The 24,790-nt window shown below is 72.7% G+C and carries 23 protein-coding genes; 5 read left to right on the top strand and 18 right to left on the bottom strand.

Annotated elements, in window-relative coordinates; translation table 11 throughout:
- Positions 1-366 precede the first annotated feature (366 nt).
- On the top strand, positions 367-1,233 hold the full coding sequence (locus ACZ7RU_RS23750; protein WP_470342937.1) for an aldo/keto reductase: 867 nt from the start codon (positions 367-369) through the stop codon (positions 1,231-1,233).
- Positions 1,234-1,412: 179 nt separating this feature from the next.
- Here the strand turns inward: ACZ7RU_RS23750 and ACZ7RU_RS23745 are convergent, their stop codons facing one another.
- A complete protein-coding gene (locus ACZ7RU_RS23745) occupies positions 1,413-2,237 on the bottom strand; it encodes a MarR family winged helix-turn-helix transcriptional regulator (RefSeq protein ID WP_470342936.1) in 825 nt (274 codons plus the stop codon).
- 446 nt (positions 2,238-2,683) lie between these two features.
- Here ACZ7RU_RS23745 and fabG point away from each other — a divergent pair, with 446 nt between their 5' ends.
- The gene (gene fabG / locus ACZ7RU_RS23740; RefSeq protein WP_470342935.1) at positions 2,684-3,451 is read left to right on the top strand and encodes a 3-oxoacyl-ACP reductase FabG; all 768 of its coding nucleotides are present in this window, start codon (positions 2,684-2,686) and stop codon (positions 3,449-3,451) included.
- Positions 3,452-3,682: 231 nt separating this feature from the next.
- Positions 3,683-4,492, top strand: a complete 810-nt coding sequence (locus ACZ7RU_RS23735; protein ID WP_470342934.1) for a phosphatase PAP2 family protein — start codon at positions 3,683-3,685, stop codon at positions 4,490-4,492.
- Positions 4,493-4,592: 100 nt separating this feature from the next.
- On the opposite strand, the gene ACZ7RU_RS23730 is transcribed toward ACZ7RU_RS23735, so the two are convergent.
- Positions 4,593-4,817, bottom strand: coding sequence for an I78 family peptidase inhibitor (locus ACZ7RU_RS23730; protein WP_470342933.1), 225 nt, complete (start codon positions 4,815-4,817; stop codon positions 4,593-4,595).
- A gap of 75 nt (positions 4,818-4,892) precedes the next feature.
- Between ACZ7RU_RS23730 and ACZ7RU_RS23725 the strand changes: the two genes are divergently transcribed.
- Positions 4,893-5,165 (top strand): DUF6343 family protein, encoded by a 273-nt coding sequence (locus ACZ7RU_RS23725; RefSeq protein ID WP_470342932.1) that lies wholly within the window; start codon positions 4,893-4,895, stop codon positions 5,163-5,165.
- A gap of 71 nt (positions 5,166-5,236) precedes the next feature.
- Here the strand turns inward: ACZ7RU_RS23725 and ACZ7RU_RS23720 are convergent, their stop codons facing one another.
- The 15 genes from ACZ7RU_RS23720 to ACZ7RU_RS23650 all read right to left on the bottom strand — a co-directional run bounded on the left by ACZ7RU_RS23720 (position 5,237) and on the right by ACZ7RU_RS23650 (position 22,923).
- Positions 5,237-6,637, bottom strand: a complete 1,401-nt coding sequence (locus ACZ7RU_RS23720; protein ID WP_470342931.1) for an aspartate aminotransferase family protein — start codon at positions 6,635-6,637, stop codon at positions 5,237-5,239.
- Positions 6,627-8,537, bottom strand: coding sequence for a 1-deoxy-D-xylulose-5-phosphate synthase (dxs, locus tag ACZ7RU_RS23715; protein ID WP_470342930.1), 1,911 nt, complete (start codon positions 8,535-8,537; stop codon positions 6,627-6,629). The genes ACZ7RU_RS23720 and dxs overlap by 11 nt, the downstream gene beginning before the upstream one ends.
- Positions 8,538-8,675: 138 nt before the next feature.
- Positions 8,676-9,704, bottom strand: a complete 1,029-nt coding sequence (gene hpnH / locus ACZ7RU_RS23710; RefSeq protein ID WP_387756659.1) for an adenosyl-hopene transferase HpnH — start codon at positions 9,702-9,704, stop codon at positions 8,676-8,678.
- A 2-nt stretch (positions 9,705-9,706) separates the two neighbouring features.
- Positions 9,707-10,387: a 5'-methylthioadenosine/S-adenosylhomocysteine nucleosidase family protein gene (locus ACZ7RU_RS23705; RefSeq protein ID WP_470342929.1), complete on the bottom strand. Its 681-nt coding sequence runs from the start codon at positions 10,385-10,387 to the stop codon at positions 9,707-9,709.
- On the bottom strand, positions 10,384-12,408 hold the full coding sequence (gene shc, locus ACZ7RU_RS23700; RefSeq protein WP_470342981.1) for a squalene--hopene cyclase: 2,025 nt from the start codon (positions 12,406-12,408) through the stop codon (positions 10,384-10,386). Before shc ends, ACZ7RU_RS23705 begins: the two co-directional genes overlap by 4 nt.
- A gap of 64 nt (positions 12,409-12,472) precedes the next feature.
- On the bottom strand, positions 12,473-13,561 hold the full coding sequence (locus ACZ7RU_RS23695; RefSeq protein WP_470342980.1) for a polyprenyl synthetase family protein: 1,089 nt from the start codon (positions 13,559-13,561) through the stop codon (positions 12,473-12,475).
- A gap of 191 nt (positions 13,562-13,752) precedes the next feature.
- Positions 13,753-15,201, bottom strand: a complete 1,449-nt coding sequence (hpnE, locus tag ACZ7RU_RS23690; protein WP_470342928.1) for a hydroxysqualene dehydroxylase HpnE — start codon at positions 15,199-15,201, stop codon at positions 13,753-13,755.
- 127 nt (positions 15,202-15,328) lie between these two features.
- Entirely contained in the window at positions 15,329-16,186 is an 858-nt protein-coding gene (gene hpnD, locus ACZ7RU_RS23685) for a presqualene diphosphate synthase HpnD (protein ID WP_470342979.1), read from the bottom strand.
- Positions 16,187-16,227: 41 nt separating this feature from the next.
- Entirely contained in the window at positions 16,228-17,190 is a 963-nt protein-coding gene (gene hpnC / locus ACZ7RU_RS23680; RefSeq protein ID WP_470342927.1) for a squalene synthase HpnC, read from the bottom strand.
- 305 nt (positions 17,191-17,495) lie between these two features.
- On the bottom strand, positions 17,496-18,305 hold the full coding sequence (locus tag ACZ7RU_RS23675; RefSeq protein WP_470342926.1) for an ABC transporter ATP-binding protein: 810 nt from the start codon (positions 18,303-18,305) through the stop codon (positions 17,496-17,498).
- Positions 18,298-19,239 (bottom strand): ABC transporter permease, encoded by a 942-nt coding sequence (locus tag ACZ7RU_RS23670; RefSeq protein WP_470342925.1) that lies wholly within the window; start codon positions 19,237-19,239, stop codon positions 18,298-18,300. The genes ACZ7RU_RS23675 and ACZ7RU_RS23670 overlap by 8 nt, the downstream gene beginning before the upstream one ends.
- 154 nt (positions 19,240-19,393) lie before the next feature.
- Complete coding sequence (locus tag ACZ7RU_RS23665; RefSeq protein ID WP_470342924.1) at positions 19,394-20,293, bottom strand: glycosyltransferase family 2 protein; 900 nt, start codon at positions 20,291-20,293, stop codon at positions 19,394-19,396.
- Positions 20,290-21,027, bottom strand: a complete 738-nt coding sequence (locus tag ACZ7RU_RS23660; protein ID WP_470342978.1) for a CDP-alcohol phosphatidyltransferase family protein — start codon at positions 21,025-21,027, stop codon at positions 20,290-20,292. Before ACZ7RU_RS23660 ends, ACZ7RU_RS23665 begins: the two co-directional genes overlap by 4 nt.
- Positions 21,028-21,118: 91 nt before the next feature.
- The gene (locus tag ACZ7RU_RS23655) at positions 21,119-22,180 is read right to left on the bottom strand and encodes an iron-containing alcohol dehydrogenase family protein (RefSeq protein WP_470342923.1); all 1,062 of its coding nucleotides are present in this window, start codon (positions 22,178-22,180) and stop codon (positions 21,119-21,121) included.
- Positions 22,168-22,923: a phosphocholine cytidylyltransferase family protein gene (locus tag ACZ7RU_RS23650; RefSeq protein WP_470342922.1), complete on the bottom strand. Its 756-nt coding sequence runs from the start codon at positions 22,921-22,923 to the stop codon at positions 22,168-22,170. Before ACZ7RU_RS23650 ends, ACZ7RU_RS23655 begins: the two co-directional genes overlap by 13 nt.
- A gap of 476 nt (positions 22,924-23,399) precedes the next feature.
- Here ACZ7RU_RS23650 and idi point away from each other — a divergent pair, with 476 nt between their 5' ends.
- The gene (gene idi, locus ACZ7RU_RS23645) at positions 23,400-24,053 is read left to right on the top strand and encodes an isopentenyl-diphosphate Delta-isomerase (protein WP_470342921.1); all 654 of its coding nucleotides are present in this window, start codon (positions 23,400-23,402) and stop codon (positions 24,051-24,053) included.
- A 72-nt stretch (positions 24,054-24,125) separates the two neighbouring features.
- Here idi and ACZ7RU_RS23640 read toward each other — a convergent pair whose 3' ends face one another.
- Positions 24,126-24,692, bottom strand: a complete 567-nt coding sequence (locus tag ACZ7RU_RS23640) for an ATP-binding protein (protein WP_470342920.1) — start codon at positions 24,690-24,692, stop codon at positions 24,126-24,128.
- Between the last annotated feature and the right edge of the window lie 98 nt (positions 24,693-24,790).

Below are 24,790 nucleotides of genomic sequence, written 5' to 3'. Positions count from 1 at the left end.
GGGCACGAATGGCCCGGGAGTCAGGAGGTCATGGCCGCGAGCCTGCCAACCTCCACGTGATCCACGCAACAGGTTTTTCGCCGCGGCCCGCCCCGCGACCGGTCCGCCGGATCCGCACGCCCCCGTACGCCCCCCGCACGCCGGATCCGCACGCCCCCTGCGTACCGGACCCCCACGCTCCGCGCACATCCCGCCGCACGTCCCTCACCAGGGCGGTCTCCGGCCCGCCGGCCCGCCGGCCGCCGCCGACCGGGCAAACCCCCGCAAAGCTTCACCCAGGATTCGCCCGTTCGGCGGGAACAATCACACCGGGACACCAGTTGCCCCCACTGGAACCACAGGACAATCAGGAGGGCACCCCTTCCCGTGAGCACCATCCCCACCGTCACCCTCAACGACGGCGCGCAGATCCCGCAGCTCGGCTTCGGCGTATGGCAGGTCCCGGACGCCGAGGCCACCCCGGCCGTCCGCGCCGCGATCGAGGCGGGCTACCGCTCCATCGACACCGCGGCCGTCTACGAGAACGAGGCCGGCACCGGTGCGGCGATCGCCGAGGCGCTGGCCGGCGGCGTGGCCCGTGCGGACCTCTACGTCACCACCAAGCTGTGGAACTCGGGCACCCGCGACTGGTCCGGCGCGCAGGGCCGCGACGCGGTGCTGCGCGAGTTCGACGCCTCGCTGGCCAAGCTCGGCCTCGACCAGCTCGACCTGTACCTGATCCACTGGCCGCGCCCGATGCACGGCGACAGCTACCTGAACATCTGGAAGGCCTTCGAGCAGCTGAAGGCGGACGGCCGGGTCAAGTCGATCGGCGTCTCCAACTTCGGCACCGAGCAGCTGACCCGCCTACTGGACGAGGCCTCCGTCGCCCCGGTCCTGAACCAGGTCGAGCTGCACCCGTACTTCCCCCAGACGGAGCTGCGCGCCTTCCACGCCGAGCAGGGCATCGCCACCGAGGCGTGGAGCCCGCTGGGCCAGGGCAAGGAACTGCTCGCCGAGCCCGCGCTGGTGAAGATCGCCGAGAAGCACGGCCGCACGGTCGCCCAGGTGGTGCTGCGCTGGCACCTCCAGAACGGCGTGATCGCGATCCCGAAGTCGGTCACCCCGTCCCGGATCCGCGAGAACCTGGACGTCGCCGGCTTCGAGCTGGACGCCGAGGACCTCGCGGCGATCGCCGCCGTGGCCACCGGCAAGCGGATCGGCCCGGACCCGCAGGAGTTCGACTGGAACTGAGGCCCGGTTCGGGGGCTCGGCCCCCGAACCCCCGAACCGCCTGACGGCCGGTCACACGAAGACCGCCCGCACCCCAGGGGAGCGGGCGGCCTTCGGCATACCCTGATCCGCCAAAGCCCATGGCCAGGGACCCTCAGCGTTTTGGCGAATCGTTTTGGCTACTGCGGCGAAGAATTGACCTAGAGTCTGGCCGCCTTCGCGATGAGGGCGAGTCCGGCCTCGTGCTCGCTCTCGTCCAGCGGGGCCAGCAGCAGCCGCTGGACCTCGGCCACCCCAGCGGCCGAGCGGTGCAGCAGGTCCTGTCCCGCCGGTGAGAGCGAGAGCAGGTTGCGCCGTCCGTCCGAGGGGTCGCGCCGGCGCTGCACCAGACCGCGGCGCACCAGCCGGCTGACCATCTCGGCCATCGTGGCCTTGTCCAGCGAGGCCAGCTCGCCGACCGTGCGCTGGTCGGCGCCCGGTTCCAGCTCCAGCGCGTCCAGCACCGCGTACTGCGGAGCCGTCAGCTCGGCGCCCACGTGCTCCGACCAGAGCTTGGTGTGCACCTGCTGGCTCACCCTGATCAGGTAGCCGATCGCCCGCTGGGCGTCCAGTATCGGCCGCGCGTCGGCGATGACGGCGACCGCCGCGGGCTCCAGCCTGGCTATCTTGGCCATCACCCGGACGATCTCGACCTGTTCCTCCGCCGAGAGCGGCTCGAACAGGACGCGCTGCACGCGGACCACACCGCCGGTGGCCTCGCGCACCGCCTGGGCACCGCTCTGCGAGAGCGCCAGCAGCTTGCGCCGGCCGTCGGCCGGGTCGCGCCTGCGCAGCACCAGGCCGCGGCGGACCAGCCGCGCGACCATCTCCGCCATCGTGGCCTTGTCGAGCGAGGCCCGCTCGCCGACAGTCCGCTGGTCCGCACCCGGTTCAAGGGCCAGGACCAACAGCACGGCGAACTGCGGAGCCGTGAGATCGGCTCCGACGTGTTCGGACCACAAGCGGGTGTGGACCTGCTGTGCCACGCGAATGAGGTGTCCGGGCGACTGCTGCAGTCGCGCAGACACGCGGGTTGTCGGGATCTCCCCCAGCACCATGTATCCGTCCCGATGTCACACCCGGTGTGTGTGGGACACCCGGGTGGGGCAGTAACGGCGAGTGGGCGTCCAGCTATGAGGGAGGGCGCTCCAGCCGTGCAGCCGGTGGCTGCTGGCGGACACTATACAAACGGCGGGCCCTTGCTGGCAGGCAGGGGCGGATAGTAGACGCAGGTTCGGCAACATTGGCATATTTACGCGCTGCGAAGCACTTGCAGTAACGCGTTCTCAGCAGAAAGCCGACCGGTCGGTCCTTACCCACCGTCACCTGGTGTCTCACCACCCTGGCCGCCCTCCCTACCCGCCGGTAGGGTGTGGCCACCCTCGCCGGGGGCTCTCCCCGGGAGGCAACCCAGAGAGAGACGAGAGCGCGCATGACCGAGCAGAGCACCGCCCCCCGGGTCGCCGTCGTCACCGGTGCCGCCCGCGGCCTGGGCGCCGCCACCGCCGTCCGGCTGGCCGCCGACGGCTACGCGGTCGCCGTCCTTGACCTGGACGAGGCGGCCGGCAAGGAGACGGTCGACCGGATCACCGCCGCCGGCGGCACGGCACTGGCCGTCGGCGCCGACGTCTCGGACGCCGAGCAGGTCCGGGCCGCCGTCGACCGGGTGGCCGCCGAGCTCGGCGCCCCGGTGGTCCTGGTGAACAACGCGGGCGTACTCCGCGACAACCTGCTCTTCAAGATGTCCGAGTCCGACTGGGACACGGTCATGAACGTTCACCTCCGCGGCGCCTTCCTGATGACCCGCGCCGTACAGAAGCACATGGTCGACGCCGGCTTCGGCCGCATCGTCAACCTGTCCTCGTCCTCGGCCCAGGGCAACCGCGGCCAGGCCAACTACTCGACCGCCAAGGCCGGACTCCAGGGCTTCACCAAGACTTTGGCCATCGAGCTGGGCAAGTTCGGCATCACGGCCAACGCGGTCGCCCCCGGCTTTATCGCCACGGACATGACAGCCTCCACCGCCGCCCGGGTGGGCATGGACTTCGAAGACTTCAAGCGGGCCGCGGCCTCTCAGATCCCGGTCCAGCGGGTCGGTCAGCCCGAGGACGTCGCCCACACCATCTCCTTCCTCGCGAGCGAGGGCGCCGGCTTCGTCTCCGGCCAGGTGATCTACGTCGCGGGCGGCCCCCTCGACTGAGCACCGAACCTACACAGGGTTACCACGGAGTGGGAAGCCGGGAGCACCGGCCTCCCACTCCGTTTGCTTTACCGAGCCTTTTGCAGAATCATTCGACGGCCACACTGGCTTTCGATCCCGGAATCGCCGAAATCACCCCACGGACCGCCCCTCATCGACCCAATTGTCGATTTCACGGGAAAATGACAATTACCACCGGAATAGCCCTGTCCGGCTGGGTAAGGTCACTCCGTGCAATCCAGAAGTACCCCCGCTCCCTTTCCGCGCCAGGGGCCGGAGCGCCGCACCGCCGACACCGGCCGCCGGGAACGCGCCGCCGCCTCCGGGCACGCCCTCACCCCGATCGTCCGCGAGCCCCGCGAGCCCGGCTGGCCGCCGATGGGCCGACGACAGGCCGCCCTGCTCGCCGTCACCCTCGCCGGCTACCTGCTGGTACTGGCCGGGGTCCTGCTCAACACCGCGCTGGTCGACCTCGACTGGTCGGTCCGGCTGCTGCGCCCCTACGAGCGGTGGCCCCGGCTGGAGCCGCTGCTCGACACCTGGGTGGTCGCCGGCCAGCGCGGTCCCTCCGCGATCGCCGCCTTCCTCTGGCTCGGCTGGCGGGCCCACCGCCTCGGCCGGGTGCGTCCGCTGCTGGTCATGGGCATCGCGCTGCTGTTGCTCAACGTCACCGTCGGCACGGTCAAGATCGTCACCGGCCGGCTCGGCCCGCACTACGCCCAGTACGTCGGCTCACCCGAGCTCTTCTCCGGCGGCACCATCTTCCCCTCCGGCCACACCGCCAACGCGGTGGTCACCTGGGGCGTGCTCGCCTACCTCGCCGTCCGCTGGCGGCGCACCGGCGCGCTGATCGCCGCCGCCACCGCCTGCTCGATCGGCCTGACCACGGTCTACCTGGGCACCCACTGGGTCACCGACGTCCTGGCCGGCTGGGCCGCCGGACTCCTCGTCCTGCTCTGCCTGCCGCTGCTGGAACCCCTGATCGCCACCGCCGAACAGCGACTCCACCGGCGCTTCGCCCGCCGGCACCTGCCCTGCTGAACCCCGGCCGCAACGAGCCCGAGTCCCCCGGCCCGGACCCACGAGCCCGATCCCGTCGGACCCGAGCCCGTCACGCCCGAGCCGCACCGGGCCGCCGGACCTACCCCTCCCAGCTGCGCTCGACCACACCGTCGCGCACCGCGAGGTTGAGCCGCCCCTGCCGGTACTCCATGGTCATCAGGTCCCCCGGCTCCAGCACCCGGACGGTCACCCAGCCGTGCCGCCGGGCCAGCTCCCGGGCCCGCTCGATCCGCAGCCCCGCGTACCCCTCGCCGTCCTGGCCCGCCGCACCCGAACCCGCCCCCACCTCGTCCGAACCCGACATCGTGCCTCCCCGGCTCGCCTCCTCGGACGTACGCTGGAATCGTAGCCCGACCCGCGCGGTCCGGAGGTGAACGGCATGCCCACCACCACACCGCGGCGGTGGCGCAGCGGCACCGAGCCGGCCACCGCCCGCAGCGCCCTCAAGCTCCGCTACCTGCTGTCGCTCACCTTCACTCCGCTGTTCGCGCTGGCGACGGTGGGCTTCGCCGTCTGGGCGGCCGTCTCCCCCGTCTACGGCGCACCCGGCCGGGGCACCCTCACCGGCTTCGCCGTGGCCTGCGGCCTGCTCACCCTGTTCGCCGCCGTCGACCTCGTGGTGGTGGTCCGGCGTCGCCGGACCGAGCTCTGAGGCGGTGTCTCCCACGGAGTGGGAAGTCGGCCGGGCCGACTTCCCACTCCGCGCCGCTCACGGCCCCGGCCTCAGCGGCCGCCGACCGCCTGCTTGACCAGCGTCCGCCCGAAGTCCCACATCAGTCCGCTCCCCCGGTGCGCCTCGTCCATGATCTCGGTGAAGGCGTCCACGAACCGGTCCACATCGCGCTCGGTGATGATCAGCGGCGGGATCAGCTTGATCACTTCCAGGTGGTCCCCGGACACCTGGGTCAGGATGCGGTGCCGCTGCAACAGCGGCACGACCACCATCTGCGCGAACAGCCCCTTGCGCGCCGCCTGGAGCGCGGTCCAACCGGTGCGCAGCTTGAGCGACTTGGGCCGGCCGAACTCGATCCCGATCATCAGCCCGCGCCCGCGCACCTCGGCGAGCAGCTCGTACCTGTCGACCAGGGCGGCCAGCCGCTCGCGGAAGTGGTCGCCCACCTTGCGGGCGTTCTCCACCACCTGCTCGTCGCGCATCACCTCCAGGGTCGCCAGGCCCGCCGCCATGGCCTGGGCGTTGGACCCGAAGCTGGCCGAGTGCACCAGCACCCGGTCCATCGAGGAGTACACCTTCTCGAAGATCCAGCTCTTGCCGAGCGTCGCCCCGACCGGCACGTACCCGCCGGACAGCGCCTTCGCCGCGCAGACCAGGTCGGGCAGCACCCCGTCCTCGTGCTGGTAGGCGAAGAACTCGCCGGTGCGGCCGACGCCGGTCTGCACCTCGTCGCAGATCAGCAGCGCCCGGTGCTCGTGCAGCAGCGCCTGGGCGGCCCGCAGCCAGCCGGGCGGCGGCGCCTGGACGCCCTTGCCCTGGATCGGCTCGACGATCAGCGCCGCGACGTCGCCGCGCTTCAACTCCTTGGCCAGCGCGCCGAGATCGCCGAGCGGGATGGCGGTGTCCGGCAGCAGCGGGTCGAAGCCCTTGCGGAATCCGCTCTCCCCGTTGACGGAGAGGGAGCCGGTGGTCAGCCCGTGGAAGGCGTGGTCGGCGTAGAGGATCCGTCGGCGTCCGGTGGCGTACCGGGCGAACTTCAGCGCGGTCTCCACCGCCTCGGTGCCGCTGTTGCCGAAGAACACCCGGTCCAGTCCTGGCGCGTGGGACAGCAACCGCTCGGCCAGCAGCCCGGGCAGCGGCGAGCAGTCGAAGCGGACCAGGTCCGGCAGGTCGAGGTCCATCACCTGCCGGATCGCCGAGCGAACCACCGGATGGTGGCGGCCGAGCGCGAAGATGCCGAAGCCGGCCAGCATGTCGAGGTACTCGTTGCCCTCGGCGTCGTAGAAGTACTGGCCCCGAGCCCGCTCGTAGTATTTGTCGAAGCCGATGGTGTGCAGCATCCGCGGCAGCTGCGGGTTGAGGTAGCGGCTGTGCAACTCGTAACGCTCGCCGCCTCGTTCGGCGATCAGTGCGGCGAGGTCGAAGGCGGGGCGGTCTGGTTCAGCCGGCATGGCGCGGGTTCGCTCCTCGGGTCGGTAGCAGGTTCTTGGCGAAGACGGCGGTCTGGGCGGCCACGCCGGTCCCGGTCAGCCCGGCCTCCTCCAGGATCTCCCCGCGCGAGGCGTGGCCGAGGAACTCCTGGGGCAGGCCGAGCACCCGCACCGGCACCTCCACGTCGGCGTCGCGCAGCGCCTGGGCGACGGCCCAACCCACGCCCCCGGTACGGCCGTTGTCCTCGACGGTGACCACCATCCGGTGGGCGGCGGCCAGTTCGGACAGCGCCGGGTCGACCGGCTTGACCCAGCGCGGGTCGACCACGGTCGCGGTGAAGCCCTCGGCGAGCAGCAGCCGGGCCGCGTCCAGGCAGGCGGACGCGGTGGTGCCTACCGCGACCAGCAGGATCTCCGGCGCCCGCCCGGTGCGCAGCAGCACGTCCACCCCGCCGATCCGCTCGACGGCCGGCACCGCGGGCCCGACGTTGCCCTTCGGGAAGCGCACGACGGTCGGGGCGTCCCCGACCTCGACGGCCTCGCGCAGCTGGGCGCGCAGTTGTTCGGCGTCGCGCGGCGCGGCGAGCCGCAGCCCGGGGACGACCTGGAGGATCGACATGTCCCACATGCCGTTGTGCGAGGCGCCGTCCGGCCCGGTCACCCCGGCGCGGTCGAGCACGAAGGTGACGCCCAGCCGGTGCAGGGCGACGTCCATCAGGACCTGGTCGAAGGCCCGGTTGAGGAAGGTCGCGTACACCGCCACCACCGGGTGCAGCCCGCCGGTGGCCAGCCCCGCCGCGCTGGTGACGGCGTGCTGCTCGGCGATCCCGACGTCGAAGGTCCGCTCCGGATAGGCCTTGGCGAACGGGGCCAGGCCCACCGGCTGGAGCATGGCGGCGGTGATCGCCACCAGGTCCGGCCGTTCGGCCCCGAGGGTGACCAGCTCGTCCCCGAACACCGAGGTCCAGGACACGCCGCCGCTGGGCGAGACCGGCAGGCAGGTGTACGGGTCGATCGGGTTGACGGCGTGGAAGCGGTCGGCCTCGTCCTGCTCGGCCGGCCGGTAGCCGCGCCCCTTGACGGTCAGGCAGTGCACGATCACCGGACCGCCGAAGTTGCGGGCCTGGCGCAGCGCCTGTTCGACCGCGCCCAGGTCGTGGCCGTCGATCGGCCCGAGGTACTTGAGGCCGAGGTCCTCGAACATGCCCTGCGGGGCGAAGGCGTCCTTGAACCCCTTCTTGGCGCCGTGCAGCGCGTCGAAGATCGGCTGGCCGACCAGCGGGGTGCGCTGGAGGGCCTCCTTGCCGAGGGCGAGGAAGCGCTCGTAGCCCTGGGTGGTGCGCAGGGTGGCCAGGTGGTTGGCGAGGCCGCCGATGGTCCTGGCGTAGGAGCGCTCGTTGTCGTTGACGACGATGACCAGCGGCCGGTCGCGTGCCTCGGCGATGTTGTTGAGCGCCTCCCAGGCGAGCCCGCCGGTGAGCGCGCCGTCGCCGATCACCGCGACGGTGTGCCGGTCGTGCTGGCCGAGCAGCCGGGCCGCCTTGGCCAGGCCGTCGGCGTAGGACAGCGCGGTGGAGGCGTGCGAGTTCTCGACGAGGTCGTGCTCGGACTCACCGCGCGAGGGGTACCCGGAGAGGCCGCCGCGCATCCGCAGCCGGCTGAAGTCCTGGCGGCCGGTGAGCAGTTTGTGGACGTAGCTCTGGTGACCGGTGTCGAAGACGATCCGGTCGTACGGCGAGTCGAAGACCCGGTGCAGCGCGATGGTCAGTTCCACCACGCCGAGGTTGGGTCCGAGGTGGCCGCCGGTGCGGGTGACGGCGTCGATCAGGAAGTCGCGGATCTCGTCGGCGAGCAGAGGGAGTTCGACCGCCGGGAGCTTGCGCAGCTCGGCCGGGGACGTGACGCGGGAGAGCAGTGACATGGGTACACCTCACGACTCGGAGCGGTGCGGTGGTGCCTCCGCCCCGGCCGGACACGGGGCCCGGCCTGGAACCGAGGGCGGAGCCGGCCCGGGCGCGGGGCCCGGGCCGGGGTGCCGACCCGGAGGTCGACTCCCGTGTCAGCGGCCCTTGTTGCCGTTGACGGTCTCGGTGATGGCGCGCAGCGACTGCTGGAGCGAGCCCATCGTCGCGAGGACGGCGGTCGGCTCGTAGCCGCAGTGCGCCATGCAGTTCTCGCAGCGTGGGTCCCGGCCGCGGCCGTACTTGCTCCAGTCGGTCTTCTCGACCAGCTCGCGGTAGGTCGGCACGTAGCCGTCGGCCATCAGGTAGCAGGGCCGCTGCCAGCCGAACAGCGAGTAGTTGGGGATGCCCCATGGGGTGCACTCGAAGTCGGCCTTGCCCTCCAGGAAGTCCAGGAAGAGCGGGCTGTGGTTGAGCCGCCAGCGCCGGCGGTTGCCGCCGGCGAAGGCCTTGCGGAAGAGCTCCCTGGTCTGCTCGACGCCGAGGAAGTGCTCCTGGTCGGGGGCCTTCTCGTAGGCGTAGGCGGGCGAGATCATCATCTCGTCCACCTTGAGCTCGTCGTTGAGGTAGTCCAGCACCTCGATGACGGTCTGCGGGGTGTCGGTGTTGAAGAAGGTGCTGTTGGTGGTGACCCGGAAGCCGCGCCGCTTGGCCTCCTTGATCGCGGCCACCGCCTCGTCGAAGGTGCCCTCCTTGGCCACCGACTCGTCGTGCCGCTCGCGCATGCCGTCGATGTGCACGGCGAAGGTGAAGTACGGCGAGGGCCTGAACTTGTCCATCTTCTTGCGCAGCAGCAGCGCGTTGGTGCAGAGGAAGACGTACTTGCGGCGCTCGACCAGCTGCCGGACGATCTCGTCGATCTGCGGGTGCATCAGCGGCTCGCCGCCGGCGATCGAGACCATCGGGGCACCCGACTCCAGGACCGCGCCGACCGCCTGGGCGACGGGCATCCGCTGCTTCAGGACGCCCGCCGGGTGCTGGATCTTGCCGCAGCCCTCACAGGCGAGGTTGCAGGCGAAGAGTGGTTCCAGTTCCACGATCAGTGGGAACTTGTCCCGGCGCTTGAGCAGCTTCTGCTGCATGAGGTAGGTGCCGACCCGCACGGTCTGGCGCAACGGCATGGCCATGGCTAGCTCGCCTCCTGGGGGAGCGTCGAGGATGTGGGGTGGTTCAGGTCTGCGGAGCCGGGCGCGCGCTCCTGCCGGTACCAGTCGAGCAGGGCGGGTACCGTCGCCCGCAGGGTCCGCCAGGCGCGCACCCCGGCCGGGAGGGTGCCGAACCGCAGCAGCTCGTGCTCGGGCGTGTCCACCACCACCCGCAGGACGGCCGCCGGCAGCGCGGGCCGCGTCTCGCGCAGCGCGGCCAGGACGGCGGCGGCCTCCATGTCGACGGCGAGCGCGCCCTGGACGTGCAGCGCCCGCCGTTCGATGCCGCGCACCACGTGGTCGGCGGTGTGGTGCACCCCGGTGTGCACGGTCAGGCCGCGCTCCTTCAGCGCCCGGGCGAGTTCCGCCCCGGAGTCGAGCGGGTACAGGTGGCCCTCGGCGTCGCGCACGCCGTCGGCGGCGACCACGTCGCCGGGCAGCACGCCCGGGCCGAGCGCGGCGCCGAAGCCGGCCACCACCACGGCGCCGTAGCCGGTGGGGGCGGAGCCGAGCAGCCGCCGGACGGCCAGCCCGGCGCGCCGTCGGCCGACCCCGGTGCGCACCAGCACCGGGGACCCTCCGGCGGCGCCGCGCCAGTCACCGCCGCGCAGGGCCCAGACCTCGGGGCCCAGGGCGCAGAGCACCAGCAGGGGTGCGGTGGTCACCGCGACGCCCCGATCGCCGGGGTGCCGTCGGCCCGGATCGTGCCCGGGGCGCCGTTGAGGTAGCGGCCGAGCGCGGTGACGGGGAAGACCAGCCGGTAGAGGTGGTAGTTGATGGAGAAGTCCCACGGGAAGCCGGTGCCGGTGAACTGCGGCTCGTCCCAGGTGCCCTCGGGCAGCTGGGTGCGCACCAGCCACTCCGCGCCGCGCTCGACGGCCGGGTTGGCGCGGCCCTGCGGCCCCTCGCCGGCCGCGAGCAGCGCCATCAGCGCCCACGCGGTCTGCGAGGCGGTGGAGTCGCCGCGCCCGGCCCAGCGCGCCGGGTCCTCGTAGGAGCGCATGTCCTCGCCCCAGCCGCCGTCGGCGTTCTGCCGGTCCTCCAGCCAGCGCACCGCCCGGCGGATCGCCGGGTGCTCGTCCGGGACTCCGGCCGCCACCAGCGCGGGCAGCACCGAACCGGTGCCGTAGATGTAGTTGGTGCCCCAGCGGCCGAACCAGGAGCCGTCCGCCTCCTGGTTGCGCAGCAGCCACTCGATGCCGCGCCTGGTCCTGGGGTCGCGGGAGCGGCCGGTCTCGGCGAGCATCTCCACCACGTGCGCGGTGACGTCGGCGGACGGCGGGTCGACCACCTCGCCGAAGTCGCAGAACGGCAGCTTGTTGGGCAGCGTGCTGGTGTTGTCCACGTCGAAGGCGGCCCAGGCGCCGTTCTTGGACTGCATGCCGAGGTTCCACAGCACGCCCCGTTCCACCGCCGCGTCGACCTTGGCCGGGTCGGGGTGGGCGACCCGGCGCAGTGCGAGCACCACCTCGGCGGTGTCGTCGATGTCCGGGTAGGTGTCGTTCTCGAACTCGAAGGCCCAGCCGCCGGGGGCGAGCCCGGGCCGCTGGACGGCCCAGTCGCCGGGCTTGCGGATCTCCTCGCCGAGCATCCAGTCGACGGCGGAGACCAGCGCCGGGTGGTCGGCCGGCACCCCGGCGTCGACCAGCGCGATGGTGGCCAGACAGGTGTCCCAGACCGGGGACTGGCAGGCCTCCAGCCAGCGCTTGCCGTCCTCGGTGTGCACGGTGAACCGGTCGAAGGAGGAGAGCCCGGCCTTCATCACCGGGTGCTCCAGCTCGTAGCCCTCCAGGTGCAGGGCGATCAGCGAGTAGACGGCCGGTGGCTGGATGCCGCCCCAGCAGCCGTCGGCCTCCTGCCGTTCGACGATCCAGCGGCAGGCCTGCGAGACGGCCAGCCGGCGCAGCGGGCGGAAGGCCCGGCGGTGGTAGGCGTGCAGCGCCTTGTCCAGGCGTTCGAAGAGGCCGTCCCAGGTGGTGGCGGGGGCGAGCGGGCGGCGGGGGTACGGGTCGTCCGGGTCGGTGTGCAGCTCGGTGAGCGCGAAGGGGGCCGGGCGGACCGGGCGGTGCGAGGAGACGACGGTCAGCGGAACGATGGTCTGGCGGGCCCAGCAGCCGAAGGCGTAGATGTTCAACGGCAGCCACTTGGGCAGGAAGATGATCTCGGGCGGCATCTCCGGCAGCCGTTCCCAGGGCCACCAGCCGAACAGGGCGAGCCAGATCCGGGTGAACACCCGGGCGGCCGCGATGCCCCCGGCGGAGCGGACGTAGCGCGCGGCGGCCAGCATGTGCGGGGCGTCCGGGTCGTCGCCGGCCAGCTTGAGCGCGACGTACGCCTCCACGGTGGTGGAGAGTTCGGGCGGCCCGCCGTGGAAGGTGGACCACGTGCCGTCCTCGCGCTGCTGGGAGCGGATCCACTCGGCGGTGGCGCGGGTCTGCTCCTCGGTGCGGATCCCGAGGAACTGGCGGAGCAGTAGGTCCTCGGCGTCCATGGTGACGTTGGTCTCCAGGTCGCCCTTCCACCACCCCTCGGACGACTGCAGGGAGAGCAGGTGGGTGGTGGCGCGGGCCAGGGCCTCCCGCGCGTCGGCCGGTCGGAGGTCCGTCCCACCGGCCGGCCGGAGCTGGTCGGTGTCCTCGGGCTGCCACCGCCCCGGGCCCAGCAGGGCCGGGGGGCGGTCGCCCACCGCGACCGGCTCGGGATCGTACTCAGGGTCGAGCCGGCCGTCCGCGGTTGCTGTCAACGTAACGTCACCTCTCTCGTACCACCACGAATTCGGCGAGTGCGACGAAGTGCTCGCGCACCTCGTCGGTCATGGGCACCTCGTCCAGGGCGGCGAGGGCAGTCGTGTGCTGGCGGCGGGCCTCCTCCTGGGTCCAGGCGCGGCCGCCGGCCTCCTCGATCAGCGCGGCGCGGGCGGCGAGCTCGGGCTCGCTCTCCTCCCCGCGTCCCTTCGGGTCGGCCAGCTGCCCGGCGAGCCGGCGCGAGGCCGCTCCGCCCTCGGCCAGTGCGGCGGCCACCGGCAGGGACTTCTTGCGCTGGCGCAGGTCACCCCAGTGCGGCTTGCCGGTGACCTCGGTGGCACCCCAGATGCCGAGCAGGTCGTCCACCGCCTGGAAGGCCAGGCCCAGGTGGTAGCCGTAGCGCTCGAGCGCGCCGGAGACCTTGTCGTCGGCGCCGGCCAGGACGGCGCCGATCGCCGAGGCGGCGGCCAGCAGGGCCGCGGTCTTGCCGCCCTCCATCTCCAGGCACTCCGCGACCGTGACGCTGTCGCGCTGTTCGAAGGCGACGTCCATGGCCTGGCCGTCGATCAGCCGGCGGGTCGCCGTGGTGAGCAGCCGGACGGCACGCGCCGCGTCGGTGGCGCTCGCGCCGCCGGTCACCGCGGCGTCGAGCAGTACCTCCGTGCCGAGCGTCGCCAGGGCGTCGCCGACCAGGATCGCCTGGGCCGGCCCGAAGACCGTCCAGGCGGTGGCCCGGTGCCGTCGGGTCTCGTCACCGTCCATCAGATCATCATGGAGGAGGGAGAAGTTGTGCACCAGTTCAACCGCGACCCCGCCGGGCACCCCCGCCTCGGCCGCCGCGCCGGTGGCCTGGGCGGACAGCAGTGCCAGCGCCGGGCGCACGGCCTTGCCGCCGTCCCCCGCCACCGGGGTGCCGTCCCGGTCGATCCAGCCGAAGTGGTAGGCGGCGACGGTGTCCATGGGTGCGGCCAAACGGGCGACGGCGGCCCGTAGTGGCGGGGTGCAGAGCGTACGGCTGCGGGCGAGCAGCTCCGGCACCGAGACCGGTTCGGCGTGCGCCGTGCCTCCGACGGCGAAGCCGGTGCGTGACTCCACGTGCGTTCCCTCTCCCTCGTGGTGCCGGACCGCACGGGGCGGCCGGGTGATGTCGGTGCGGCTGGTGTCGAATCCAGTGCCGATGGTGCCGGTGCCGGTGCGGCCGACCGGGCCGCTCGCGGTGGTTGCGCCGGTGCGCTCGACGGTACGCCCGTCGGCTCTGGCGGGCTCTCCGGCGGCGGGGCCCGCCGTCACCTGGGCCACCTCCCGTCGCCGCGGTCCACCGGCACCCGGGTGCCGGCCGCGGCGAGCGCGGCGTCGGCCGCGGCGTGGCCGCTGCGCACGGCCCCCTCCATGGTCGCGGGCCAGCCGGTGGCGGTCCACGAGCCGGCCAGCAGCAGGCCGGGGACGTCGGTGCGGGCCGACGGGCGCAGCGCCCCGTTGCCCGGGGCCGGGTCGAAGGTCGCGGTGCGCTCCCGGGTGACGAAGAAGTCCAGCACCGCGGCCCGGGCCGCGGCCGGCAGCAGCCGGCCCAGTTCGGGCAGGTAGCGGCCGCGCAGCTCGGCGACCGGCAGGTCGATCTCGTCCTGCGCGGCGGACTGCGACAGCGCCAGGTACTGGGCGCGCGGGTGGGACCGGCCCATCGGGGTGGCGGCCAGGCCGGAGTGCGCGGTGCGGTCGAAGACCCACTGGACCGGGGAGCCGAGCGCGGCGAAGAACGGCCGGCGCAGCACCTTGCGGTCGTAGATCACGTGGACGTTGAGGATCGGCGCGGTGCCGAAGCCGGCCAGCCGCTCCTGCCCGGGGACCGCGTTCGGCGGCAGCAGCGCGGCCGCGCTGTCCTGGGCGCCGGCCAGTACGACGGTGTCGGCGGTGAGCAACTCCCCGTTCCCCGGTTGGCCGCCCTCCAGCCGGACGGCGTGCTGCGGCGCGGCCGGCTTCAGCTCGGCCACCCGGGCCCGCAGCAGCACCCGGACGCCGGCCCGCTCCAGCTCGGCCATCGCCCGGTCGTGGTGGATCGTGCCGAGCGGGACGGCGGAGATGCCGATGTCCGAGGCGCCCGGGTCGGAGAGCAGGCCGGTCTTGAACACCATCCCGGCGAGCGCCATCGACACCTGGTCGGCCCGGCCGTTCAGGGTGGCGACGCCGACCAGGTCCCACAGGGCGGCCCGGGTGGCGGCGTTCTGCCCGTTGCGGTGCAGCCACTCGCCGAAGGAGATCCGGTCCAGCGCCGGGTCGGCGAGGTCCAGGCCCCGCAGGGCGAGCGCGCCGCGGACCACCCGGGCGCGGTCGGCCGCGGACAGGTGCGGGTAGCGGGCCAGGCTGCCGGCCAGGTGCAGCGGGACGGGCAGGCCGGCCCGGCGCAGTCGGCCGAGGGTGCGCACCGGGGCGGCCTCGGGCCCGGTGACGGAGAGCACCGGGATGTCGAGGCGGTCCTGGAGGTGGACCAGCCGGGTGGCGCCGAGGCGCTCCAGCAGGCCGCGGTAGGCGGTGCAGCAGCGCAGGTAGACGTGCTGGCCGTTGTCGACGGTCAGCTCGCCGCGCTGGAAGGAGAAGGCCAGGCCGCCGAGCCGGGGCCGTCCCTCGGCGAGGGTGACCCGGTGGCCCGCCTCGGCGAGGCGCAGTGCGGCGGTGATCCCGGCCAGGCCGCCGCCGACCACGACGGCGGCCGGGCGCGCGGCATCGGCTCGCCCGGTCATCGGCCCTTCCCCTCGCAGTCGGTGGACCGCCCGCAGGCGGTCGCGGAAGCCGGAACTCGTTCGGTCGACACGGAACCATCCGCACGTGATTCCGCGCTGACACAGCGTGACAGAACTGTCGCGAGAATCAAGAACGCCCCCCGGCGAGCCCGGAAAGCGCCACGTACGCCTTCTCCCAGCCCGGCAGCGAGACCCGGCCGCGCAGCACCGACTCCGGGTCGGCGGCGATCCGGCCGAGCAGCCGGTGGTAGATCCCGGCCATCGCGGCGGTGCAGGCGCGGCTGCGGCGGTCGAGCATCGGCAGCAGCCGCAGGCCCTCCTCGAAGGCGGCCTGGGCGCGGGCGGCCTCGAAGGCCACCAGGCCGGTGAAGTCCGCGCCGACCGGCGGCGCGGACAGGGCGAAGCCCTGCTCGCAGCCGAACCGGACCAGGTCCTCGGCGGGCAGGTAGGTGCGGCCGGTCAGGGCGTCCTCGCGCAGGTCGCGCAGGATGTTGGTGAGCTGCAGCGCCAGGCCCAGGGTGTCCGCGTGGCGCGCCCCGAGCTCCGGGTCGTCGCAGCCGTAGACGCCCAGCGAGAGCCGGCCGATCGCGCCGGCCACGCAGCGGCAGTAGACCTTCAGTTCCTCGTAGGTCTGGTACTCGGCGCCCTTGAGGTCCATCTCGACGCCGTCGATCAGCTCGTCGAAGCCGCCGAGCGGGATCGGGAAGCGGCGGGCCGCGTCGGCCAGGGCGACCTTGATCGGGTCGGTGTCGTCCTCGGCGACCACCCCGGAGCGGACCTCGTCCACCAGTTCCCGGGTGCGCAGCAGCGCCTCGGCCTTGCGGTCGTCCGGGAGGTCGCCGTCGCCGATGTCGTCCACCCGGCGGGCCAGGGCGTACAGGGCCGACATGGCCAGCCGCTTGGGTTCGGGCAGCAGGCGGATGCCGTAGCTGAAGTTGCGCGCCTGCAGTCCGGTGACTGCCTCGCAGTACCGGTACGCCGCCATGACCTGGGCCGACGCCAGTGGTGATGCCGCCACTCGGGCGTTCACCTTCCCTTCGCGAAGATGGCCGCCGCCTTCGCTGCGAGGCGGCGCTTGTCCGGCTTCGCCTGCCGGGCGAGCACGTCGTACCCGGCGTCCTCGACGGCCGCCAGGGCCGCGTAGCCGCCTGCGGTGAATCCCGCCAGGAGCAGTCGAAGCCTCCCCCGAACCGTACCTACCAATGGTGCGCCGCGATCGAGCAGGGTGCGGGCCCGCTCGACCTCGAAGGCGATCAGCTCGCGGACGGCGCCGTCGGCGCAGGGGGCGGCCAGGTCGGCCTCGGTGACGCCGAAGCGGGCCATGTCCTCGGCGGGCAGGTAGATCCGGCCGTGGGCCAGGTCCTCGGCCACGTCCTGGAGGTGTTCGACCACCTGGAGGCCGGTGCAGACGGCGTCCGAGAGCTCGATCCGCTCGGGGGTGGAGACGCCCGCGATGGCCAGCACCAGCCGGCCGACCGGGTCGGCGGAGAGGGTGCAGTAGCCGACCAGGTCGTCGAAGGTGGCGTAGCGGGCGGTGGTCTGGTCCACCCGGTTGGCCTCGATCAGACGGCGGAACGGCTCGGGCGTCAGGCCGCGGCGGTCGACCAGCGGGACGAGCGCGCCCATCAGCGGGTGGCGGGGGCGGTCGGCGCCGGCGCCGGACCCGCCGGCGGCGCGCAGGGCGGTCTCGAAGACCCGGTCGAGGTCCCGCTCCAGTGCGTCGAGCAGGACGAGCCGGAAGGCGGTCTCCTCGGCGGTCGGCGGGCCGGACCGGTCCGTCGGGGTGGCGGGGGGCGCCTGCTCGACCCCGAGCAGGCGGGCGGTGGCGGCCGGGTCGGCCAGGTCGCCGTCGCCGGTGTCGTCGACCAGGCGGGCGAAGCCGTACACCGCCATCAGGTCGTCGCGCCAGGCCGCGGGCAGGAAGAACGGGGCGACGGGGAAGTTCTCCGCGCCCGCCTTGTCCAGCGTCTGTCCTGCGGAACTGTTCACCGGCGTATCTCTGGGCTGGGCCGAAGCCGACACTGCTGTCACTCCCCCGTTCTACACCGCTTGGCACGACCGGCCGGCCTCGGACACGCGTCCGAGCGCGGGCGTCACGCACGGCACACCGCCCCCGGGACCACCAGGCTGACACGCCCGGGCCCGCCGGAGAAGAGCGCCCCGCCCGGGACACCGGGCGCTCACCCCCGCGGCGGCGGGCCGGGCGGGCGCCGGCCCGGGATCCCGGGCCGCGGGAAGGACCAGGGGCCGGCCCCGGAAGCTCCGGGACCGGCCCCTCGTGAGTGTGACGGAGGCTACGGTCGCTCGCCGCGCTCGTAGCGGCTCACGACCTCCTCGGTGGGGCCGTCCATGACCAGCTCGCCGGCCTCGATCCATATGGTCCGCTCGCAGACCTCGCGGATCGAGTTGTTGTCGTGGCTGACCAGGAAGACCGTGCCGGCGGACTTGCGCAGCTCGTCGATCCGGCGCTTGCTGCGCTGCTGGAAGGCCTGGTCGCCGGTGGCGAGGGCCTCGTCGATCAGCAGCACGTCGTGGGTCTTCGCGGCCGCGATCGAGAAGCGCAGCCGGGCGCCCATGCCGGAGGAGTAGGTGCGCATCGGCAGGGAGATGAAGTCGCCCTTGTCGTTGATGCCCGAGAAGTCGACGATGTCCTGGTAGCGCGCCCTCACCTGGGCCGGGGTCATGCCCATCGCCAGGCAGCCGAGGATGACGTTGCGCTCACCGGTGAGCTCGTTCATCAGCGCGGCGTTGACGCCCAGCAGCGAGGGCTGGCCGTTGGTGTAGATGCCGCCCTTCTCGGTCGGCAGCAGGCCGGCGATGGCGGCCAGCATGGTCGACTTGCCGGAGCCGTTGGAGCCGATCAGGCCGATCGCCTCACCCTTGTACGCGGTGAAGCTGACGCCCTTGACCGCGTGCACCTCGCGCACGCCGGCGGCGCGCTTGCGGCTGATGATGCGGCTCAGCGCCGAGGTGGCGCTGCCCTTGCCGGAGCCGGCGCCGTGCACCTTGTAGACGATGTGCACGTCGTCGACGACGACGGTGGGCTCGCGGGCCACGTCCGCGTCCTGGACGAGGTCGCTCTTGCTCAGTTCGAGGTCAGCCACGGCCGTACTCCTCCTCGGCCTTCCAGAAGAAGACGTATCCGACGACGAACATGCCCACGCCCCAGGCGATGCCGTACTCCCACAGGTGCGACGGCAGGGTCTGGTGGACCGGCTGGTGCGGGTTGTAGATGACCGGCGCGAAGGCGTGCCGCAGCAGGTCCATGTAGACCGACGCCGGGTTGGCCGCCATCAGGGTCTGGATGAACTGCGGCCAGTGCGAGATCTTGTCCTGGATGCTGAACATCACGCCGGACAGGAACATCCAGGCGCGCATCACGAACGGGATCAGCTGGGAGATGTCACTGGTCCTGGAACCGATCCGGGCCATCACCAGCGAGATGCCGGTGTTGAAGAGCGTCTGCAGCAGCAGCGCCGGGATGATCAGCAGCCAGGTCCGGCCCGGGGTGATGCCGGCCGCGATCACGGTGATGACGAGGACCACCATCGAGATCAGCAGCTGCTGGAGCTGGATCACGGTGAAGGCGATCGGGAGGCTGGCCCGGGGGAAGTGCAGCGCCCGGATCAGCCCGAGGTTGTCGGAGATCGCCCGGGTGCCGGCCTGCACCGCGTTCTGGGTGAACTGGAAGACGAAGACGCCGATGCACAGCCACGCGATGTACGTGTGGTCCGGGAAGCCCTGCTTGCTCGCCAGGATCACACCGAAGACCAGGTAGAACACCGCGCAGTTGAGCAGCGGGGTCACCACCTGCCACAGCTGGCCGAGCTTGGCGTTGGTGTACTGGGCCACCAGTCGGGCGGTGGCGAAGGCCCAGATGAAGTGGCGCCGGGCCCAGAGCTGCTTGGAGTAGGCGAACAGGCCGGGACGGGCACCGCTCACCGCCAGACCGTACTTGTCCGCCAGCTGCTTGGGGGTCAGGCCCGCGTCCGCCCCCCTGGGGGCCGAGAGGCTGACGGGTTCACTCACTGTCGACACATTCGTCCTTCACGCGGGATCGGTCGGGGCGGCCGGTCGGCGGGGTCCGCCGGTCGCGCACCGATGGGGATCCACTGGGATCTCGGGGGAGCCGGCCGGTGTGTGGGCACCGGCCGCAGCGATCGGTCATCCGATGCGATGCCATCGGATGCGATCAGATGATCGGTGGTCGGCCCAGCCTGGTCAGTCGCCAGACGGTACGCCACCGCATGGGCCGCCGCGGACCGCAGGGTTCGCGCCAACCCGCCCGGAATCCGCCCCACCAGGCCTTCAGCGCCTCCGGGGAGGGGCGGCGGGCCAGGGTCAGCAGGAACCAGGTTCCCAGATAGAGAGGCACCAACAGGGCCGGAAGGTTCCGCCTCGCGAGCCAGACCCGGTTGCGGGCCACGTTGTGGAAGTAGGTCGCATGGCGGGCCGGCGAGGTCGTGGGGTGGTGCAGCACCACGTCCGCCCGGTAGTCGATGGCCCAGCCGGCGTCCAGCGCGCGCCACGCGAGGTCGGTCTCCTCGTGGGCGTAGAAGAACTCGGCGGGCAGCTGCCCGGCCTGCTCGAACACCTTGCAGCGCACCGCGCTCGCGCCGCCGAGGAAGGTGGTCACCCGGGACGAGCGCAGCGGGTCGCTGGCGCGCAGCCGGGGGACGTGCCGGCGCTGGGTGACACCGGTGTCCGGGTCGGCGATCCGGAAGGAGACGATGCCCAGCTCCGGGTCGGCGGTGAAGGCCTCGCGCAGCAGCCGGGCCGAGTCGGTGCGCGGCAGGTTGCCGTCGTCGTCCAGGAAGAGGATGGCGTCGACCTCCGCCCCGTCCCGGCCGAACAGCTCGATGCCGACGTTGCGCCCGCCCGGGATGCCGAGGTTCTCCGGCAGCTCGACGCTGCGCACGCCCTCCGGCAGCGGGGGCAGCTTCGCGCCCTGGCCGACCACGGCCAGCTCGACCGCCCGGCCCTCCTGGGCGCGGACGGCCTCGATCAGCGCGTTGAGCTCGGCGGGCCGGTTGCCCATGGTGATGATCACGGCACCGAGGCGGAAGTCCTCCGCGTTCGCCGCCGCACTCATCGCAGCCTGCTGGACAGGACGATGCTCAGCAGGTGGAGCACGGTCTGGAGCATCGCGATCGCCGCCAGGACGACCACCGCGAGCCGGGTGAACAGGAGTCCGCCGTGCACGGCGTCGGCGACGCCCGCGGCCAGGATCAGCAGCGAGGCCTCGACCGCGCCGACCAGCCGGTGGAACTTCAGGAAGGCGGCCGCCCGGCGGGCCTTGGCCACGGACGCCGAGCGCGGCACCGAGGCGCTGTCCTCGACGGCCGTCAGGCCGCTGCGGGCCCGGGCCACGTCCACCAGGTCGGTCTCGGACTTGATCAGGATCGCGCCGAGCGCGGCCAGGGTGCCGAGGAAGGCCCACTCCCAGTGCGAGCCGCCGCCCTCGCGGTGCAGCAGGTCGGTGGCGCGCAGGCCGAGGCCGGTCAGCAGCGCCGCCTCGGACATGTAGTGGCCGACCCGGTCCAGGTAGACGCCGGTGAGCGAGGTCTGCCGGCGCCAGCGGGCCACCTCGCCGTCCACGCAGTCCAGCAGCAGGTAGACCTGGATCAGCAGGGCGCCCAGGACGGCGCCCGCGATGCCCGGCACGACCAGCGCGGCACCGGCCAGGATGCCGGTGAGCATCATCAGGTACGTCAGGCCGTTGGGCGTGATCGCCGTCATGGTGGAGAGCACGCGGGTGATCCGCAGCGAGATCTTCCGCATGTACAGGCGTCCGGCCCAGTGCTCGGCGCTGCGGCGCTGGAGCATGCCCTCCGGGTGGATCACCGCGCGCAGTTCCTCGATCGAGGGCCGGCGGGTCAGGTCCACCGGGGGCCGCTGGGCGCCCGCGGTGGAGGGGTCAGCTGTTGACGGCTTGGACATAGTCGGCGTACGCGTCCCTGATTGCGGAAGGGGAGAGGTCGAGGTGTTCGAGGATGGTGAAGCGCCCCGGTCGGGTGTTCGGAGCGTAGTGCACCGCTTCGGTGAACTCCGCCTCGGTGAAGCCGATCTGAGCCGCGGTCACCGGCAGTCCGTGGCTCGCCAGGCGCTCCACGATCAGACCGGTCAGCTCACGCTCGCCCCGCAGGAAGCTGGCGAAGGCGGCGCCGAGGCCGACCTGCTCGCCGTGCTGGGCGGACCGCTTGGGGTACAGCACGTCCAGGGCATGCGAGATCTCGTGGCAGGCACCCGACGAGGGCCGGGTGCTGCCCGCGATGTTCATCGCGATGCCGGACAGTACCAGGGCCTCGGCCAGCGCAGTCAGGAGGTCCTGGTCCTGTGTGCTTCCCGGGTGCCGCAGCAGGTTCTCGCCCGCCGAGCGGGCCATCGCCACGGCCAGCCCGTCCACCGGCTCGCCGGTCACCGCGTGCGACAGCTCCCAGTCCGCGCACGCGGAGATGTTGGAGACGACGTCGCCCACGCCGGCCGCCACGAAGCGCTGCGGGGCCTGCCGGATCACGTCCAGGTCGACCACGATGCCGATCGGGCTGGGCACCCCGTAGGAGCCGCGGCCGGCGTCGTTGTCCAGGGTGGAGACCGGCGAGCAGATGCCGTCGTGGGCCAGGTTGGTGGCGACCGCGACCAGCGGCAGGCCGACCCGGGCCGCGGCGTACTTGGCCGCGTCGATGATCTTGCCGCCGCCGAGGCCGACGATCGCGTCGTAGTGCCCGCCGCGCATCGCGTCGGCCAGCCGCACGGCGCTGTCCAGGCTGCCGTCGTCCACGTTGTACCAGTCGGCGCCGGGCAGGGCCGGCTCCAGGCGGCGGCGCATGGCCGAGCCGGAGCCGTTGCTGATCGCGACGGCGATCCGGCCCGAGGCCGACAGCCGCTGGTCCGCCAGGATGCCGCCGAGCGCGTCCAGCGCGCCCGGGCGGATCTCGACGAACAGCGGCGACGGGACCAGTCGGGTCAGTACCGGCACGCGATCTCCCGGGCCTTCGCCAGGTCGTCGTGGTTGTCGACCTCGACCCAGGAGACCTCGCCGATCGGCTGCACGTCGATCCGCAGGCCGCGGTTGACCATCTCCTGGTAGCCGTCCTCGTAGTACAGCTGCGGGTCGCGCTCGTAGGTGGCGCGCAGCGCGTCGGTGAGGTCGGCCGCGGCGGACGGGTTGATCACGGTGACCCCGATGTACTCGCCGGTCGCCTCGGCCGGCTCCATCAGCTTGGTGATGCGGCGCATGCCGGTGGCCGGGTCGACGACGACCTTCATCTCCTCGTCGGCGAGCTTCTTCACCGTGTCGAGGGCGAGCAGGATGCCGGGGGCGGTGCCGGCCTCGGTCAGCCGCTGGTTGCCCTCCAGCATGGTGCGCTGGACGGAGGCCGGGTGGACGGTGTCGCCGTTGGCGAGCAGCAGGCCCTCGGCGAACAGCTCGCGGGCGCACCAGAGCGAGTAGGCGTTGTTCCACTCCTCGGCCTTGTCGTTCTCGACTAGGTGGAGCTTGACGCCGTACTTGCTCTCCAGGGCGTCCTTGCGGTCGTACACCGCCTCCTTGCGGTAGCCCACGACTATCGCGGCCTCGCGCAGTCCGACCTCGGCGAAGTTGCCGAGGGTGAGGTCCAGGACGGTCCGTTCCCCGTCGACCGGCACCAGCGCCTTGGGCAGGGTGTCGGTGTACGGGCGCAGCCGGCGGCCGGCGCCGGCTGCCAGAACGAGGCCGATCATGCGGGTCTCCTGATCCGTCGTGCTGTGCGCGGGGCCGCGCCGGAGGTTCGGCGGCGCCACTGGTTCGCTCGGACCGGTGTTCGGCCGGGCCGGGCGGCGGCGCGCCGGTGCCGGCACAGATCCGGGCACCGTGTCGTATGTGATGGTAGGCGACCAGGGCGACCGGCCAGAACGCGCCCGCAGGCCCGGCGGCGGGAGGGCGCACCGGAGGCGTCGAACGGACCCCGAACGTCCGCCGAACGGTTCTGCGAATTCTGCGACTCTTTCGAGGGGTTCCCGGACCCTTCTGCGGCCGGTTTCCGACTCCTCCGAGCCATGATCCGCCCGGTTGTGCGTGGGACCCCTGCCGAGTGCCACCCATACGGCAGACTGGAGCCCGACGCCGGCGCCGGTGCCCCCGCCGTGTCCGCCGCACTGCACCCGGTGCGTCGGAGGCACCCGATGCTCCCGTTGCTCCCGTTCCCGAAAGAGGCCCCATGCCCCAGAGTCTGCCGACCGACCCGACGCACTTCGCCGCCGAGATCGACACCGGTCTCGACGTGGAGACCGATGTCACGGTCGCCCCCCGGGCCACCGGGTCCGCCCCCGCCGGAGCCGAGATCCTGCTGGAACTGGTCGACGACGAGGGCGTCACCATCGGCACCGGCGAGAAGCTCTGGGCCCACCAGCAGCCGGGCCGGCTGCACCGGGCCTTCTCGGTCTTCCTGTTCGACCGCCAGGGCCGGCTGCTGCTCCAGCGCCGGGCCCTCGGCAAGTACCACTCCCCCGGTGTCTGGTCGAACACCTGCTGCGGCCACCCGTACCCGGACGAGCCGCCGTTCGTCGCCGCCGCCCGGCGCACCGCCGAGGAACTGGGCGTCGCACCGGCGCTGCTCTGCGAGGCGGGCACCGTCCGCTACGACCTCCCGGACGAGACGTCCGGACTGATCGAGCGGGAGTGGAACCACCTGTTCGTGGGACTGGTCACCGCCCCGGTCGAGCCGGACCCTGAGGAGGTGGACGACTTCGCCTTCGTGACCGCGCAGGAGCTGCGGGAGCTGCGGGCGGAGCGGCCGTTCTCGGTCTGGTTCGAGACGGTCTTCGAGGCCGCGCTGCCGGGCATCCGGGAGATCGCCGGGCGGGACTGGTAGTCCGGCTCCGCCGGTTCACCGTCCCGTGCCGTCGGTTCACCGTCCGGCCGCTCCGGTGCCGGGCCCGGCCGGTCAGTGGCCGGACTCCGGGGGGACGGGCAGCGAGGCCCAGATGACCTTGCCGCCCTCCCCCGTGTGTTCGACGTCGCACACCCCGCCGGCCTGCAGGGTGACGCTCTTCACCAGCAGCAGGCCGCGCCCGCCGGTGCGTCCGGTGTCGTTCTCCAGCGCCTTCGGCCGGTACGGGTCGCCGTCCTCGACCGACACCCGCACCCAGGACCGGCGCACCGACAGCTCGGTGACCACCTCGGGCGACAGCTCGGCGGCGTGCGTCACCGCGTTGCTCACCAGCTCCGAGACGATCAGCAGCAGGTCGTCCACCAGCTCCTGGTAGCGCACCCCGGTCATCCCCTGGGCGAGCAGGCGGTCGCGCACCGCGTGCCTGGTGACCGGAACCGAGGCCTCGGTGGCGGGCACCGGGAAGCGCCACACGCCCTCCGCGGGGCCTCCGGAGGCCGGGGCCCCGCCCGGGCCGCCCTGCCGCCCGCCGCGTCTCGGTTCGGCCTTCGCCGCTCCGCTGATCTGCTCCACGTCCAGCCGCCCTTCGTCCGCGACCCGGGAATCAGGCGATCCGCTCATGGCGCCCTCGGTCCACAGAGGCTAGGAGAGCCGTCGTGGCGGCCGTGGCACCGTCGACAAGTTGCCCGTGTCGGACCGGTTCCGGCCGGAACCGACCG

This window comes from Kitasatospora sp. NPDC114501, from assembly GCF_055633695.1.
The sequence above is the reverse complement of the archived record's forward strand: the minus strand, read 5'-3'. Positions and strand labels throughout refer to the sequence as shown.